General features: G+C 38.3%; 14 protein-coding genes. All 14 read right to left on the bottom strand.

Going from position 1 to position 15945, the window contains the following annotated elements; genetic code table 11:
* Positions 1 to 267 precede the first annotated feature (267 nt).
* Positions 268 to 618 (bottom strand): DUF7006 family protein, encoded by a 351-nt coding sequence (locus tag IGI77_RS04340; RefSeq protein WP_429968286.1) that lies wholly within the window; start codon positions 616 to 618, stop codon positions 268 to 270.
* A 22-nt stretch (positions 619 to 640) separates the two neighbouring features.
* A complete protein-coding gene (locus tag IGI77_RS04335; RefSeq protein WP_438769539.1) occupies positions 641 to 2119 on the bottom strand; it encodes a helix-turn-helix domain-containing protein in 1479 nt (492 codons plus the stop codon).
* A gap of 153 nt (positions 2120 to 2272) precedes the next feature.
* Positions 2273 to 4696 (bottom strand): WxL domain-containing protein, encoded by a 2424-nt coding sequence (locus tag IGI77_RS04330; protein ID WP_438770503.1) that lies wholly within the window; start codon positions 4694 to 4696, stop codon positions 2273 to 2275.
* An 11-nt stretch (positions 4697 to 4707) separates the two neighbouring features.
* Positions 4708 to 5763 carry a DUF916 and DUF3324 domain-containing protein gene (locus tag IGI77_RS04325; protein ID WP_438769546.1) on the bottom strand — a complete coding sequence of 352 codons (1056 nt, stop codon included), beginning with the start codon at positions 5761 to 5763 and terminating at the stop codon, positions 4708 to 4710.
* A gap of 89 nt (positions 5764 to 5852) precedes the next feature.
* A complete protein-coding gene (locus tag IGI77_RS04320) occupies positions 5853 to 6656 on the bottom strand; it encodes a WxL domain-containing protein (RefSeq protein ID WP_429968325.1) in 804 nt (267 codons plus the stop codon).
* The gene (locus tag IGI77_RS04315) at positions 6656 to 6988 is read right to left on the bottom strand and encodes an LPXTG cell wall anchor domain-containing protein (protein WP_429976870.1); all 333 of its coding nucleotides are present in this window, start codon (positions 6986 to 6988) and stop codon (positions 6656 to 6658) included. Before IGI77_RS04315 ends, IGI77_RS04320 begins: the two co-directional genes overlap by 1 nt.
* A gap of 448 nt (positions 6989 to 7436) precedes the next feature.
* Positions 7437 to 7643, bottom strand: coding sequence for a type II toxin-antitoxin system RelE family toxin (locus IGI77_RS04310; RefSeq protein WP_429966791.1), 207 nt, complete (start codon positions 7641 to 7643; stop codon positions 7437 to 7439).
* Entirely contained in the window at positions 7640 to 7879 is a 240-nt protein-coding gene (locus IGI77_RS04305; RefSeq protein ID WP_429966790.1) for a type II toxin-antitoxin system RelB/DinJ family antitoxin, read from the bottom strand. Before IGI77_RS04305 ends, IGI77_RS04310 begins: the two co-directional genes overlap by 4 nt.
* A gap of 577 nt (positions 7880 to 8456) precedes the next feature.
* Positions 8457 to 10526 carry a WxL domain-containing protein gene (locus IGI77_RS04300; RefSeq protein WP_429968323.1) on the bottom strand — a complete coding sequence of 690 codons (2070 nt, stop codon included), beginning with the start codon at positions 10524 to 10526 and terminating at the stop codon, positions 8457 to 8459.
* Between the two features lie 225 nt (positions 10527 to 10751).
* On the bottom strand, positions 10752 to 12116 hold the full coding sequence (locus IGI77_RS04295; protein ID WP_429966789.1) for a HAMP domain-containing sensor histidine kinase: 1365 nt from the start codon (positions 12114 to 12116) through the stop codon (positions 10752 to 10754).
* A 2-nt stretch (positions 12117 to 12118) separates the two neighbouring features.
* Positions 12119 to 12769, bottom strand: coding sequence for a response regulator transcription factor (locus tag IGI77_RS04290; protein ID WP_270290094.1), 651 nt, complete (start codon positions 12767 to 12769; stop codon positions 12119 to 12121).
* Positions 12770 to 12781: 12 nt separating this feature from the next.
* Entirely contained in the window at positions 12782 to 14014 is a 1233-nt protein-coding gene (locus tag IGI77_RS04285) for an ABC transporter permease (RefSeq protein ID WP_151196613.1), read from the bottom strand.
* A 6-nt stretch (positions 14015 to 14020) separates the two neighbouring features.
* On the bottom strand, positions 14021 to 14704 hold the full coding sequence (locus tag IGI77_RS04280) for an ABC transporter ATP-binding protein (protein WP_151196611.1): 684 nt from the start codon (positions 14702 to 14704) through the stop codon (positions 14021 to 14023).
* Entirely contained in the window at positions 14691 to 15944 is a 1254-nt protein-coding gene (locus IGI77_RS04275) for an HlyD family efflux transporter periplasmic adaptor subunit (RefSeq protein WP_438769545.1), read from the bottom strand. Before IGI77_RS04275 ends, IGI77_RS04280 begins: the two co-directional genes overlap by 14 nt.
* Between the last annotated feature and the right edge of the window lies 1 nt (position 15945).

Raw genomic sequence — 15945 nt, 5'->3', positions numbered from 1 at the left:
CCTAATTAATTGAGCTACTGAAAGAGCTATGAAATGAGAAATAAAAATAAGGATCAAAAACTTTTAAGTTTCTGACACCATCAAAGAGGTATTATACTCATTAATCTAAATTTTAAATGACCGTTGCTTTTTTGCGCGTTTATGAACACTAAAATAGAGTGTTCCGTATCACTTTATGATGAACGAATTTCAAAAAGCCCAATCAGAAGCTGCTTAGCTTTTGATTGGACTTTGCCTTTTTGATATTAGTTGTTCAATGAAAAGGGATCACATCACATTGAATATCATCGAATGTTTTGTTTCCATACTTAGATCATACCCGCATAGTTCTTTGAAATAGGTCTGATAATCTGTTTCCACTATTCGCAAGATATCTTCACTTGAAAAATCTTCAAAATTGATCAACTCAGCCACTAAACTGATCTTCGCATCGATCCCTAAAATCTTTGGCCAAACTTCCCAGAAATTCCGACTAGAAATTTGGTCTACTAAGGTATTCAAACGGCGAATCTGATCAGTCAAATAGTCTTTCAGGACGGTGCTTTCTCGTTTCTCGATTGCTTCAAAGGTGCGTTGAAACCCCTGAAGATAGTCTTGTTTGGTAGTAAACACGGTCATAATGCGTTCTCCTCCTTTTTGTTTAAAATGAAAGCTGATCCGTCAATGGATTCAATTGGTGTTTGACCATTGTCCAATCTTTGGTTGTCGGCTGACTATTGATCAGCACATAGTCTGTTTCTAGACTATCGTCCGAAAGATAGGGGCGATAGTTCGTCACGATCAGATCGATCTTTTCGTTATTTAATTGTTCCGGTAGAAATTCCTGTAACTTTACAAACAGTAAGTGATGGTGGTCCCCTAGCTGTTCACGGGCCTCTATTCGAATCGATTGAACCACTAAGTAGTCACCCTCCAATAAAAACAAAATTTGTTTGACGGGTTGATAATAACGAAAGACCATATCCATGTATAAGGTAAAACTCGCCGCCACGTCTTCAAAGATACTGGAAGAAATCGGAAGGGCCTTTGAATGGGTTGACAAGAAGTGAGTATTGATTTTATGGATCTGACTGTGTTTTTTTTCTACCATGTCATGTACTTCTTTTAACTCTTTATTCAATAGTGGACTCAAGGCTTCATTCACCAAACGTGACACAAAAAATGATGTCATAAAGTGCCCGAGTATGTCTGTATCCCATTGCTCAAAAAATGGATCTGACAAATACGCTGAAACGACCTCCTCAAGCCCTGCCCAACAGTTGAACCGTTGGCCAAATGTGATTTCCTGATCGGAGCGATCGATCGTTCGCTTGGCAATGATCGAAAGGTGGAGCCATGCAAATTCTTCCTTCGGAAGATAAATATCAAAGTCTTGATTGATCCTATCCTGCAAGGAATAAAGCAATTGAAAGTCCTTTTCTTGATAATCGATCGCCTTCAACCACTTTGGCACCGTGACAAAATGATTGTGTTGGACGCGGATCATGGTGATATACAAGTGATAATAAAAGGCTGAAACCGTCGTCCCTGTGCCCAACTCATACTCACCTAATTGATTGGATAGTTCGTCTAAGACTAATTTGTGCAGGTGCTCTGGTGGCCGAATCGTATGGGGCGTCTGTTCGCTATTGTAATAAAAATCAAAAAAGAACTTTCGGATATCGGCTTCTTTCCCCTGGAAATTGACCGGAGTGAAGGTCAAGCTCAAGCGATATGAGGCCAAGATTGGTTCGATTCTCGCTAGAAATCGACGGAGCGTACTTTCTGCATAACTGTAGTGATGGGCCAATTCAGCCAATGCCACCGGCTGTCCCCAAAAAATAGTGCCGATGATCTCAAAAAGAACTTCATTCTCTAAGAGTGCTTCTTTTTTTTCTTGGTACTTGACGCGGTCTCGTTCATCAAAACGAAACCCCTTGTACAAGGAAAGCAATTCAATGGTTTCACCAAAATAGCTTCTAATTGCTTGAATATCTTTAACCAATGTGCGTTGAGAAATCATTAAGCGTTCGCTAAGTGCCACGATCGTAAAATGATGTTCTCGCTCAATAATCGATAAGATTCGCATCCAGCGACGGGTCTCCGCATTCGTGATAAATGAGAGCTGTAATTCTCGCATAGCATTCCCTCCCTTCTTCCCCCCAGTCTTCTTTTTTCCAACGACATGTTTTGCTCATCATACCTTATCGGTTCATTAAATACGAAAAGAACGCCTTTTTTCAATTCTATCTACAATAAAAAGAAAAGAGTGGACACACTTCTCTTCTTCTACCTAGTTATTCGGTACAACACTCAACTCCCATGTGAGGGTCGTTTGATAGGTCGTTGCTCTAGGATCCGCCGATGGCGGCACTTCAAGGGCAACACTTTCTCCTGCACTTTCTCCATCACCAAAACGATAGACCCAAGTCCCTGCGCCTTGGCCGTTGCTTGCGGTCACAAGAGGTATCTTTTGTTCTGGGATCAAGACAACGCCGTCTTGGTTTTGGAGCGTCGGTTCCCCATTTTCTTGGACAGAAGCAAATTGTTGGTTATTCAGCACCAGATGTGCACCTCTCAGTTGATTGTCTTGACGATCCGTAAACTGATTGTTTTGTGTGACCGCTAGTGTCCATCCCTTACGTTCGTTGTCTGGGCGGCGATCACTGACTTGGATGTAGTTTGGCCGTTCTTCGGCATCATTGAGGGTCCCATCAAGATTCAATAAGCGTTGCGGTTGTGCGTAGTAGCGCTTGGTCTGAGCAGAAATGGCTTGTGAACCGAAGGTAAAAGACGAAATGAAATCAATACTCAACAGCCCTTGGTCCTCAGGAAGCTTCGGTTGATTTTCCGGATCGACCTCAATTTCAGGATTCATCGGATCTACCGGTGAGACATTAGCTGTTTCATAGACATAACAAACTTCAATCGTTTTCCGAGAAAATTCACCTGCCCCATTAGATGGACTATCAATAAGCTGATAACCAGAAATTTGTTTAGCTCTTGTCTGATAATTCTCACCAAGCAATCCAGTGATCACTTCTGATTCAATAATTTCATTGCTATTCGCATCAAGATACTTTGCTATAACGGTACGTTCCATCTCTTCAACAGTACGATTGCTCATTCTAGAATATGCTGTTAATCCAGAAGAATCGTATAATTTTTGAAAACGGTCATTCGTTGTCGTATCAATAACCGAAGCATTAGCACCAGATAGTGATGCATGAATATCATAAAATACTATAGAAGCCTTTTCTTCTTCTTGTAGTCCTAAATCCCACAAGGCTAAATTTTTTGAATCAATGTTAACATTAATATCTCCATCTGTTATTGTAGCACCGGCTAAATTTTTGATATCAATCAAACTACCTCTCATAATTTCTATGTTATTAGTACTGTTACTAATTGTTCCAGAACTCCAGTCATTGGTTAACAAGAATTCACCTGTATTCCCAATTCTGATATTTTCTATCGTTCCTAATCCCGTATTCGTAATATTCATATTTGCTTTTCCTTCAACATTTAGATTAGTCAGGTGTCGAATTGGATCTCCTAACAGAAAAGTATTATTTAAATTGAATGTTGACCCTTGAGAAATATTAAATGATGTTAAACTGTCTAAACTGTCACTAAAATGAAAAACTCCATTTGTAAGATTAAGAACACTATTATTAAGTATCTCGATTGATTGTATACCATAAAATATTCCAGGTAATGATTGAGCTAAAGTACTGGAAAGTTTACTTAAAGTATTTACACCTCCATCAAATATTACAGAATAAGCTGCTGTGGATGCCGTCAAAGTAGAGAAAACAATCATGTTATTTCTATAATCGAAATCGCGTAATCTGATTTGTACATTGCTACCATTTACATGAATAGCTGTATTAGACGGAGGGACATTTGTACGAAATACTAAGCTTGTTAATCCTAAAACAGAATTATTTCCCAATATAATTTGATTGTTTCCTGTATATAGTTGAAATCCATTTCCATTAATTTCAAGATTTCTTGTCAGTATATTTAATGATTGACCTAAAGAAATATTATTAGCCAAATTGATTCTTGTCACACTCGTGTTATTGAAAGCATTTCTGAATTGAGTTTCTGTGCTAACACTAACAATATTTCTTGTATCTAGAGAATCGCTACTATTATTTTGAGAATATTTCTCACTCACATTGTTGTCCGAATCCTCCGCTGATTGTTCCTGATCTGTTGTAAGTTCTTCTTCTAATAACACTTCTTGTCTATTAATCTCAATCATTGCTGTTGTATCTTCCAAAAACAACTCGTAGTTTCCTTCTGATTCAAATAATAAAGAAAGCACAAACGTAGTTTGAACACTCTCTGATTGAACAATCCATTCATAAGGTTCGCCTCCTTGTACAACTGAATTTCTTTCTGGTTTGTGATCTTTGATAATCGTTGCTTCTTCGGGTAGTCTAATCTTTACTTCAAAGACTTCTTTATCAGAAGAAATTACCACATTGATTGGGGAATTGACGAATCCTTGCATGTACGATTGATGAAAGAAAAAATTAGGATCACCGGTTAGTTCTTCTAAGTAGTTTTGGATCGCGGGGAGTTCCACTGGCTCATGTTCCTCAGTGTCCATCGTTGTCTGTGCATAGACCATGCCGACAGACATAAATACAGATTGGATGAACAAAATGGTCATCCCTAATACAAGCATCGGTCGTCTGAATCTCATAGTCACCCTATTCACTCCTTCTTACTGCTCTTGCCTATTTTCTCGCTTTCAAGTGTCTTCTTTTGCTTCAATAGATACAATACCAGTCCAATTATTAAAATGAGTAATATAATCGATCCGATCATCCACCAATTTGGATGATTGTCGATCATCACATCTTCTCGGTTCAATTTACGGGCATCGTCGGCATCGATTGTAAATTCTCGTGTCCAAGACCATTCGTTTTCTCCGGACTTTGCCGTTAGGTCTAATACATAGTTCCCGCTGCGAAAACGATCGCCTTCTAACGAAATCGGAAAGTTGAAGTTCGAATTCGGCGCCATCTGCATCATTTCTTTACTGGCCTCATAAAGTACGTCGTTTTCTCCGGCACGTTTGACCGTCGCTTCCACTTCCAAGCGATTCACAAAGGCTGGCGTAAAGTTTTGTAAAGAAGCACTGATCACATTGCGGTAGTTCAACTGATCCGCAAAAACATCCAACAGTTCCAATTCTGGCTCTACAGAATCGCTGGTATTGCTGACGACTACCCCGATCACGTGGGCAAATTCATTTTTGATGGCGACTCCTTCCCCTTCCGGCGTCTCACTTTCTTCCGCTTCTTTTATTTCGGCGATTCGTAATCCGCCGGCTAAATACCCTTCAAAGGCATCTTTAGGCATCTGTAAAGGAATTTCTATGGTTTTTGTTTCTTTTCCTGATAAGGTAATGACCTCCGAAGGGGTCATCAGTTCATCCAAAGAATGGATCAAGGTCGGGTCTGCTGCATTGGCATCTTTACCATACTCGACATTCCCCAAAGTATTGGTGTAAGCAGTATGCGGCGTTACCTGAACAGTGATTGGTTCTGAACTGGAATTGCCGACTTTCAGCTTCAAGGTCTCTTTCTGACCAGGCGCAAGTAACAGCTCGTAATACCCTTTGCTTTCATCTACTTGGCTTTCTGGAAAAAGTGGGGTCACGTGTGTATTTAAGGCAGTTTCTTCTGCTTGGACTGAAACTGGTAAGAAGAAGAAAAATACCGCAAGGAGCCAAAGCCCGCTTTTTATGGCATGCTTATATCTCATTTGTCGTAATCCTTTCTAAAAAAGCAGCGCCACAGAGACCTGCAACGCTGCTAGAGACTAATAGACTGGGAGACGGAACGGGTTACCTCTTACAGTTCATTGTCAGGTGTTTGCCCCAATTCCCATGTCAAGGTAGAGGTATACGTTACCGCATCTTTGGCGGTCGAACCTGGTACGAATAGTTGAATCGCCTCATTCTCCACAACAGCTGCGCCGTCTGCTACTTGTTTTGCGATCGCATCATGATCTCCCCAAACAGCAGTAGAAGTACCGGCACCTTTGTTATTAGCAGCCGTCATAATCGGCACGGCATCACTGTTTGGGATCAATTCTAACCCGCTTGCATGAATGGTCGGTGCTTGCTCATTATTATCGATACTGTAACGCAGGGTCGGATCAAATAACGTGATTTTTGCGCCTTTTAATACATTATTTAATGTATTCGTAGGTGCTTGGAATTCCGTTAGACTTACACGTAACGCCCACCCTTCATTGGTACCGCGAGTATCTTGGACTTGGGCCAAACTTACATAAGGAACTTTATTTTCTTCCCCTGACGTCCCTGTTTTTTGTTGTCTTTCAGCGACCATGTTATAATGCTCATCTGTGGTTGAGATAATTTGTGAACCGAAGTTCATCGTTGGCACAGTTGCGATCGTTAAAGGTCCTTTGTTTTCTCCATCCGGACCAGTGATTGGCGGAATGGTTACATCTTCCCCATCATCTCCAGGATCAACGACGGTATCGTCATTACCTGGTGTAAAGGTAATTTGCCCCTCTGTCGTCGCTTGACGTACTTCTTGTGATTCTGTTTCTTCAGCGAAGGCTTGTACGCCTCCGGCAAAGATCGTTGTTGATAATGCCGCTACAGTGGCTAAACGGATAAATTTCATCATTCATTTCCTGCTTTCATTCCAATTATTTTTTGTGTTGCTTTTCTTCTTTGGTACTCTACTACCACTAAGGTACCGGCCACTAAGAAACTGCCGACCCAAATAGCAAATGACCCTTCGGTCATATTCGTTTGTGGTAACGAGCCGCCTGGTTTTTGTGGACTGGTGCTTGGGGGTGGATCGGGTGTGCCGATCGGTTTGTACGCCCCGGTAAATCCAATAGATCCCTCTGACTCGACGGATTGGACCTGTGTACCATCGACGGACAATGGAAATTGAAGTGCAAGAAGCACTGCCAGCATTCCAATCAAACATCCAACCGTTTTATGCATCTTCCCTCCTCCTTTAAATAGTCGTCTCAAAAATCTTCGTTTTTGGGTTTACAGAAAAAAAGACATTTGAACAAGTCAAATGTCAAAATAACTGTTGGTAAATTAGGGTTTCTTAGTTTTGAGAAACATAAGTAATGATCAATCTAAAAAACGAAGGTTTTTAATACATGAGAAAAAACAAACAAGGTTCAATGATGCACCTTTCTTGTATCTCCTAGATTAATGGATTCTCTATTAAATGAATAATCAAAATTTTCACTTCGACGTGCAAATTTAGAAAAATGGACATAAAAAAAGAAGGGTCCAAAACTTAAAAGTTTCTGACCCCTCTACCAAAGAATGATAAGTTGCATCTACATACCTAGCCTTTTTTCAGCTTCCTTGCTTGTATGCTTCTTTTTCGTCCCTTTTGCCAATTACTAAAATTTCAATTATTTAAATACCCAAATCAGACTGTTTGAATATCACTCGCAAGCCTAATTTTTTTGTGTTTCATTTTTTTGCAATCTGCTAGATTCCCCTTAAGTGGTTGCCAAGTATCTAATACAAATTCTTCAATTCTTTTCAAGGACTTCCTTACTTGGAGTTTTTGACTATTGTCAAGTTTGTCATAATCTTTTTTGGAAGCAGGAGTGAATTTTATTTTGTAACTCATTCCCACTCGTCCTCAAAGGTATCTAAGTCATCTCTCCAACTTTTTCCCATAACTTCCTCAGCAGAGATATATTTTGGGGCAGATATTTCAAAAGGAATTTTTTGCTTGCTAACGATTTGTTTGAAGTAGACATTAATGGCAGTTGTAAAATCAAGTCCCAATGCTTCCAGTGTTTCAGCTGTATCTTTTTTCAATTCCGAATCCAAATTAACATTCAATCTTTCTTTTGTTGACATATAACCCCTTCTTTATATACACTTTTTTGGTATATATTAAAAGAGAGAAATTCTTTTCTGGTGCTAACCATTATTGATCGTTCTTCACAATTTAATATACCGATCGATCATCAAATCTACTTTTTTGTACTTTTGGATCTTAAGCTAAATTTCCTTTTCTGTTAAATCCTCATGACATATGAAGAATCTGATCATATCTTTTACTTTGAAAATCTCCAATTGGTCTGATACACAACAACACTCTTTTGAGGATTTATCAATGATAAGCGAATAGTCATTGTAGAAGCAAATTATTTTTAACTCACTCTTTGAAGCCAAGAGAATTCACCTCAACTTTTCTTCTCATCAGTATCTACTAAAATAAACCAATTGGTACCAGTAATTAGTTGATAACTTCATTGACAAGTTTTAGCTGACTGGTCTGTATTTGAGTTATGGGTTCCCATTTTCTTTTTCCATCAGTATTAGAAGAATACGATATTTGTCAATAAACACAAATTAGTTAAGAAGACACTGTCTTTTTTCTATTCTTTCTACAGTAAAAAAGAACAGGGCGGACACACCTCTCTTCTTCTACCTAGTTATCGGGTACAGCACTCAACTCCCACGTTAGGGACGTTTGATAGGTCGTTGCTCTTGGATCCGCCGTTGGCGGCACTTCAAGAGCAACACTTTCTCCTGCATTTTTTTCATCACCAAAACGATAAACCCAAGTCCCTGCGCCTTGGCCGTCACTTGCGGTTACAAGAGGCGTCTTTTGTTCTGGGATCAAGACAGCGCCGTCTTGGTTTTGGAGCATCGGTTCCCCATTTTCTTGGACAGAAGCAAATTGTTGGTTATTCAGCAACAGGCGTGCGCCTCTAAGTTGATTATCTTGACGATCCGTAAACTGACTATTTTGTGTGACTGCTAGTGTCCATCCCTTGCGTTCGTTCTCTGAACGTCGATCACTGACTTGGATGTAGTTTGGTCGTTTTTCCGTCTCATTTACTGTGGCATCTTTATTTAATAATCGTTGCGGTTGTGCATAGTAGCGCTTGTTCTGAGCAGAAATGGTTTGTGCACCGAAGTTAAAAGACGAAATGAAATCAATACTCAGTGTTCCTTGATCTTCTGGCAGTTCCGGAGGATTTTCTGGGTCGACTTCTATTTCTGGATCTAACGGATCTACGGGTTTAACTAAGTCTTTTGTATAGATATAATTAACTACTTGTTCTTCTTCTTTAAAAATACCACATGCATTCTCAGGAATTTCCTTCAAAGTGAATCCTGATATTTCTTTGGGCTCTGTCTGGTATTCATCACCGATCAATCCATCAATTTCTTTAGATGCGGATATATTATTACCATTATCATCTATATAGTTAACTACAACTGTAGTATTTTCTCTTGAATATTGAAAACTCTCAAATTCAAACTGTTGTAAGGCATTTACTGCGCCTGTAGATGCAGATACTAAAAAACTTAAATTAGAATCATCTAAGATAGTAGGTATTTTCATTTCCCACACCATATCTTCGTACTCTATTCTAAGGATAGACTCTTCAGACAACATAATCCTAATATCTCTCCAAAGACCAGATGGTCTCGATATTGATCTAGCTGGCGCATCATTTCCTGTATAAGAAGTAAACCATTCTCCGTCCATATACACAAACGAACCGAAAGCTCCTGTGTTTATAGGATCGGGTCTAATTGGATAGTAATTAGTTCGGTTATAATAAGTATCTAACTTAAAACCAAATATATCTGTTAAATTAGCTAATCCAAAGCCTGATCCTGTGAGACCAATTGAATCAGGCGAATCCTTATGAAACCCGAACCCTATCCCATCAGCAGAATTACTATTTCTTCCTAAAAAAACTTTACCGGTTAAAATAAAAGGATATGTGCTATCTATTTTATTTTTTAAATACATACTACCTGTCTGGGAATTTCTTGCTTCTGTTAACGTCACAATATTACCATTAACAGAAGCAGAACCGGACAAACCAAAGTAATTTAAAAAATTATCCCGTGTAATAGTTGTATTGAAATCATCGCTTACAAAATCTTTCTTATCTACTTCAGATATTATCTGATTTTTCTCATTTATTTGTTGCTCCTGCTTATTTTTTGATGGATTATCATCGAAAAGCTCTGTTTCTTCAACAGAAGTTTCATCACTAGTCTCTTCTTGCTCACTGATGTCTAAATGAGCCGTTGTTTCTTCCACTGACAGTTCATAGTTTCCCGCTTTTTCAACTACTAAAGGGAGGACAAATGTATTTTGCGCTCGTTCAGACTGAATGAGCCATTCGTTAGGCTGTGCTCCTTCCTCAACTGAGAGCCCTGTTGATAATTGATCTTTCAGGAGCGTTGCTTCTTCTGGTAAGAATACTCGTGCTTCAGACACTTCTTGATCAGAAAAGAATGTCACTTGAAGGGGCTCTTTTGCCGTTCCTTGTATCCTAGAACGAGTAAAGAAAAAGCGCGGCTTACTAATCTGTTCGTGCTTCAGATAGCTTGTCATTGGTGGTAGTTCCACTGGCTTATTTTCCTCAGTGTCCATCGTTGTCTCTGCATAGACCATGCCGACAGGCATGAATACGGCTTGCATGAACAAAATGGTCATCCCTAATACAAGCATCGGTCGTCTGAATCTCATAGTCACCCTATTCACTCCTTCATACTGCTATTGCCTATTTTCTCGCTTTCACGTGTCTACTTCGTTTGCTTCAAAAGATTCTAAAGATAACTGAGTGTAATTTTTCCTTGGTTGTAACAAACAATAATGGTTTGTTTAAATTCCTACGTATAACATTTGGATATAGGTTGACACCTTCTTTTGAAATTAGTCTACCCTCTCTCAAAAACCGGCTCAACTTATTTCCTACATCCGTGTTAAGATTCTTCCGCTAAAAGTTATAGAAAAGCACATTCTAGAATTAGCAGTTGACTTAAATGAATATTCCCAGCCATATTTTTCCAAAAGTTGTTGTACGATAAACAATCCTAAACCAGAACCTCCGGTGTCTCGACTTCTGCTAAAATCCGGTCGATAAAATGGTTGGAAAATCTTACTTAATTCCTCCTCCGTAAGTATCTGATTCACTTCATTTTCAATCACTAATTGTTTACCATCAAAAAAGAGACTGATTTCTCCCTCATGCTTCGTATATTTGAAGGCATTACTTAGTAGATTATCTAAAATTTTATCCATATCATTTTTATTACCGCTGATTTTCTCACCTTTTAGATTGACGACTAGTTTTTTCTGTTCGGCTTCAGCAAGTATTCGGAAAGAAGTCAATTTATGTTCGATCATTTCTTTGATTGAGACTTCTTCATAGACCACATTATCTGAAGGTAAATTGTTTTTTGAGGCAAAGAGGATATTATTAATCATTTCTGTTTGTTCTTGCAAAATATTTTTACAAACTTCTAAATATCGCTCTCTATCTTTAAATTTTCCGACATTATAAATCATGCCATCAATAAGCCCCATCAATGAAGCAACAGGTGTTTTCAATTCATGAGAAGCGATTTGCATAAATTCTGACTTTGCTTGTTCCAATTCTTTCGTTTTAGCTACTTCCATCTCTAACACTTCAATTGTTTGGATCAAAGAAACATATAAATGGTTGATATCTTGCGCTAAAAGTGAGATTTCGTCCGTACCTTTGATATCACAACGAATATCAGTATCTAATTCGATCATTTTTTCTGTTACTTTGGATATCTCTTTAATTTTTTTTGTCGAATAAATACTATAGTAGTAAGCGCCGACTCCCCCAATGATTAGTGAGACAATGATGATGAATGGATATAAATGAAGTAACACTTGACTTGCTTCTGCGACTGGTTGCATCGAATAAATACCAATTAGATAATAAGCGTTTCCTTCTTTGTCGGTGACTTCTTGAAAAAGGCTCATTTCATCAGAAAAAAAACTTTTCACTGAATAGTCAAGATTCACATCAATGAAGGGACCAATGACTAGACCATCTTTATTCATAAGCATGATATCAAGGCTTTGTTCTCTTCCAAGCCAGTATTGATCAACAACTTTTTGCATTGTAGCTAAATCTTTATTTTCGATACTTTCTGCTACTTGATTGAACTCCTTGTTTATTTCGTTTAGCTTCATTCGTTCATAGTAAACGGGCATCGTAAAATATAAAGCAATCAACGAAATGATCGAGACTAAAAAAATGATGATTCCAGAAAACAGAAAATTTTTCAGCATAATGTTCATGGTTAGACCTCTAATTGATAGCCTCTATTTTTAATAGTTTTTATCGATAATAGAGGCATTTTCTTTCGAATGTTTTTTATATGATTATCTAATATACGATTTTCCAAATGATATTCATATGACCAAACTTGATAAACCAATTGTTCTCTCGTGACGATTTTCCCTTTATTTTTTATAAGTACCACTAAAATATCGTACTCTTTTCTTGTTAAATGGATTTCTTCATCTTGATGCTTGACAACTCCCCCATCTAAATCAACGGAGTAATCGCCGACATCGATCTGCGGTTTGCCTTGCTTCAGCCGAAACACATTTTCAATCCGTTTGATCAAAATAAGTGGGGAAAAAGGTTTGACGACATAGTCACTGATCAAATGGGAAAAACTAAGCAACTGCGTATATTCATCATCCAAGGCAGTCAGCATGATGATCGGCACATCCGACGTTTCTCGAATTTTCTTTAAAACATCCGTCCCCCTTATTCCAGGCAACATAATGTCCAATAGGATCAAATCAAATGTTTGCTCCGCAAAAGCTTCCAATGCCTGTTCCCCACTCCTTACTGAATAAACCTCATACTTGCGTTCTTTTAAAAATTCAGTCACGATTTGATTGATCATATATTCATCTTCAACCACTAAAATTCTTTCCATAACGCTCTCTCCTTATTCAAAGCGTAATGCCTCAATAGGGTTTAATTTCGAGGCTTTCATTGCTGGTAATAAACCAAATATCACACCCATTAGGGAACAAAAAACTAAGCTAACGATAATAGACAGTGCGGACACGATATAAGGAAAATCAAGCGACTGGGTGATGATATAACCACTTAGTAAGCCTATAAGTATACCCAGTATTCCACCAATCAAGGTCAAGACTACAGCTTCTACTAAAAATTGTTTTAAGATTACTTTTCTTCTTGCACCGAGTGCTTTCTTGATTCCAATTTCGTTCGTTCTTTCCGTGACAGAGACCAACATGATATTCATCACACCGATTCCACCCACTAATAACGAGATGCTTGCTACACCAGACAAAAGAATAAAACTCGATTGGTTCATTCGTTCCAATTCTCTAGCAAATTCGATAAGATTCATTACCCCATATTCATAATCAGAGGGTGGGACCTGTCGATTAAGAATCTCTGCAGCTTTTTCTGCAGCGTCTTGTAATTGATCGGTATTATTTGTTTGAATCGTGATAAGCGGTACAATATCCAACTCATCAGATAGTTTATGTGCTTGCTGTAAAGGAACATAAGCTCTTTTCTCAAAGCTGAAGATATTGCTACTATTAGGATCTAATGCAAATACACCTTGAACTTTAAATGGGACTCCATTCACTTCGACAAATTGTCCTATCCCTTCTTCATTGGGAAATAGTTCATCATACAAGGAATCTTCCAGAAAAATTGCTTGTTGTTGCTCTTTGAAGGCTTGAGAATCAAATCCTTCTCCTTTGATGAAATTTAATTGCTCCAGATTGGCTACAGACGAAGTGACAGCTGAAACTTTGGTGTCAGACCCTTTTGCTTTCCTGTAGATTTTCCCATCTTTTTGATATGACAAGCCACTTAATAAGACTTCTGGTATCTCATTGATTTTCTTTAGTACCTCCTCATCTAAGAATGGAAAATATAACGGTTTTTTCTCTTCATTTGCAGACAGGAGCCCATCAGACATGATGTTCTGTTGGAAAGAACTTTTTCTGTCATATTGGATATTCATCGTATTATTGTTACCACCAATCATCTCTCGTTTCATTTTTTCGGTGTTTCCTCCGATGATGCTGAAAATCGAAATAATTGAAGCAATCCCAATAATCACACCTAGCATAGTCAATATTGAACGCATCTTATGAGCAAAAATCGATTGTAAGGCAAATCTGATTTCTTCCATTCTCGATCACCTCAATTCATTTTGTTCGTCTCTAATTATTTGACCATCTCGTAAAGTAATCGTTCGCTGACATAACGCTGCGATTTCTGGCTCATGGGTAATTAGAATAATCGTTTTTCCTGCTTGGTGGAATTCCTTAAAGAGATCCATGATTTGACTACCGGTTTTTGTATCAAGTGCCCCTGTTGGCTCATCACCTAAAACAAAACTAGGGTTAGTCACTAAAGCTCTTGCAATTGCGACACGTTGCTTTTGTCCTCCTGATAATTCCATTGGTTTGAATTCACTTCGATCCTCTAGCCCTACTAGTCGCAACATAGCCAAGGCACGCTTACGCCGCTCTTTTTTATTGACTTTTTTATACGTTAATGGCGTTTCCACATTTTGCGAAACGGTTAATTTTGGCATGAGATTGAAACTCTGGAAAACAAAGCCGATTTTTGCGTTACGAAAATCAGCTAATGAATTATCCGCTAATGTTTTAACGTCTGTTCCCTCAACGATGTAATCTCCTGATGTAGCCGTATCCAGACAACCAATGATATTCATCAACGTCGACTTACCTGACCCCGATGGCCCCATGATTGCGACCAATTCTCCTTCATTGATTTGCAAAGAGATATCTTTAAGGACCTGTATTTCTTTCCCGCCTTGCCAATAAGACTTCTGAATGTTATTAAGCATCAACACTTGCACCAACCTCCATTCCCTCGACCATTCCCGTTTGAGGCAAAACAAGCTGATCTTCAAAAGTCAATCCTTCGACTATTTCTGCGAGTTCATTATCCATAGGATTTACCTTTACTTCATGCTCTTTGATCCGATCGTTTTCTACTTTCCATACGTAATATTTCCCATCTTTTTCCATGAGGTATCTTTGATTGATGATCACTTTTCCTGGTACAAAACCTTGTGGTAAAACATTGACATACACATTGGAACCAATCAATGGCATCTCTTCTTTTTGATCAATTTTTACTTTATAAGGAAACTTAGATAAATTAGGATTCTCTTCTTTTTGATCGTCTTGTTTTGTATCACTTGTTAAATTTGCCACCTGTACAATACTTCCTTGCCAAGTGTTCCCTTGGTCTTTACGATCCATGATTTCTAGTCGCTGATTGACAGCGACTTTTTCACGATCAAATTCAGTGACTTGACCATCCACATACAAGCTCGAATCATCAAGGATCTCCATAAAATTTTCTTCTTTTTGACGTTCTTTTGATTGATTGACTAAGTCATGATTTAACGATTTGATTCTTCCAGAGTGATCAGCTGTCACTGTGTCTTCTTTCAGTCGTTCTTTTTCGTTTTCCTGAAGTAACTGTGCCCTTCTTAACTCTGTTTCGGCATTCTTCACTTCATTATCGCCAGCAATAGCGTCTGCATTTAGACCTATGATTTCTCCTTCTAATGCTTTGATCGTACTTTGCAACTCTTCAGATTTTTCCTTCGCATAATCCTGTCTTGCTTTTCCAAGTTCTTCTACTTTTTGGTTATGTGCTGTCCACTTTTGATTTGCAGTCACTCGTGCTTGTTCTACTGCCCTAACTTTGATTTCTACGTCCATTTCAGCTTCCACAACTTTTCTCTGTTGATCCGTTTGGTATGTAAATAAAGGTTGCCCCTTTTCTACGACATCTCCTTCATTTACAAGAATTTCTTTCACAGATCCACGCTCTGGATCGATTTTAATTTTGTTACTATTATTTGCTGAAACTTTTCCTGCTAAAATCAAATTCGCTGCTTTTACCTCATTAATGAGAGATTTTACTGAACGTGCTTCAATCGTTGTGGTTGAACTACTTTCTTTTGTTTTTCCAATAGTAGCAACTATACTGATTGCACCCGCCGCTAGTAACACGGTGATGACTAATAATGAAAAATACCACTTTCGGTTGAATTTTTTTCTTTTTTTAGGCTTCATG

Source organism: Enterococcus sp. DIV0213h, assembly GCF_051711285.1.
GTDB classification, from domain to species: domain Bacteria; phylum Bacillota; class Bacilli; order Lactobacillales; family Enterococcaceae; genus Enterococcus_D; species Enterococcus_D casseliflavus.
The sequence above is the reverse complement of the archived record's forward strand: the minus strand, read 5'-3'. Positions and strand labels throughout refer to the sequence as shown.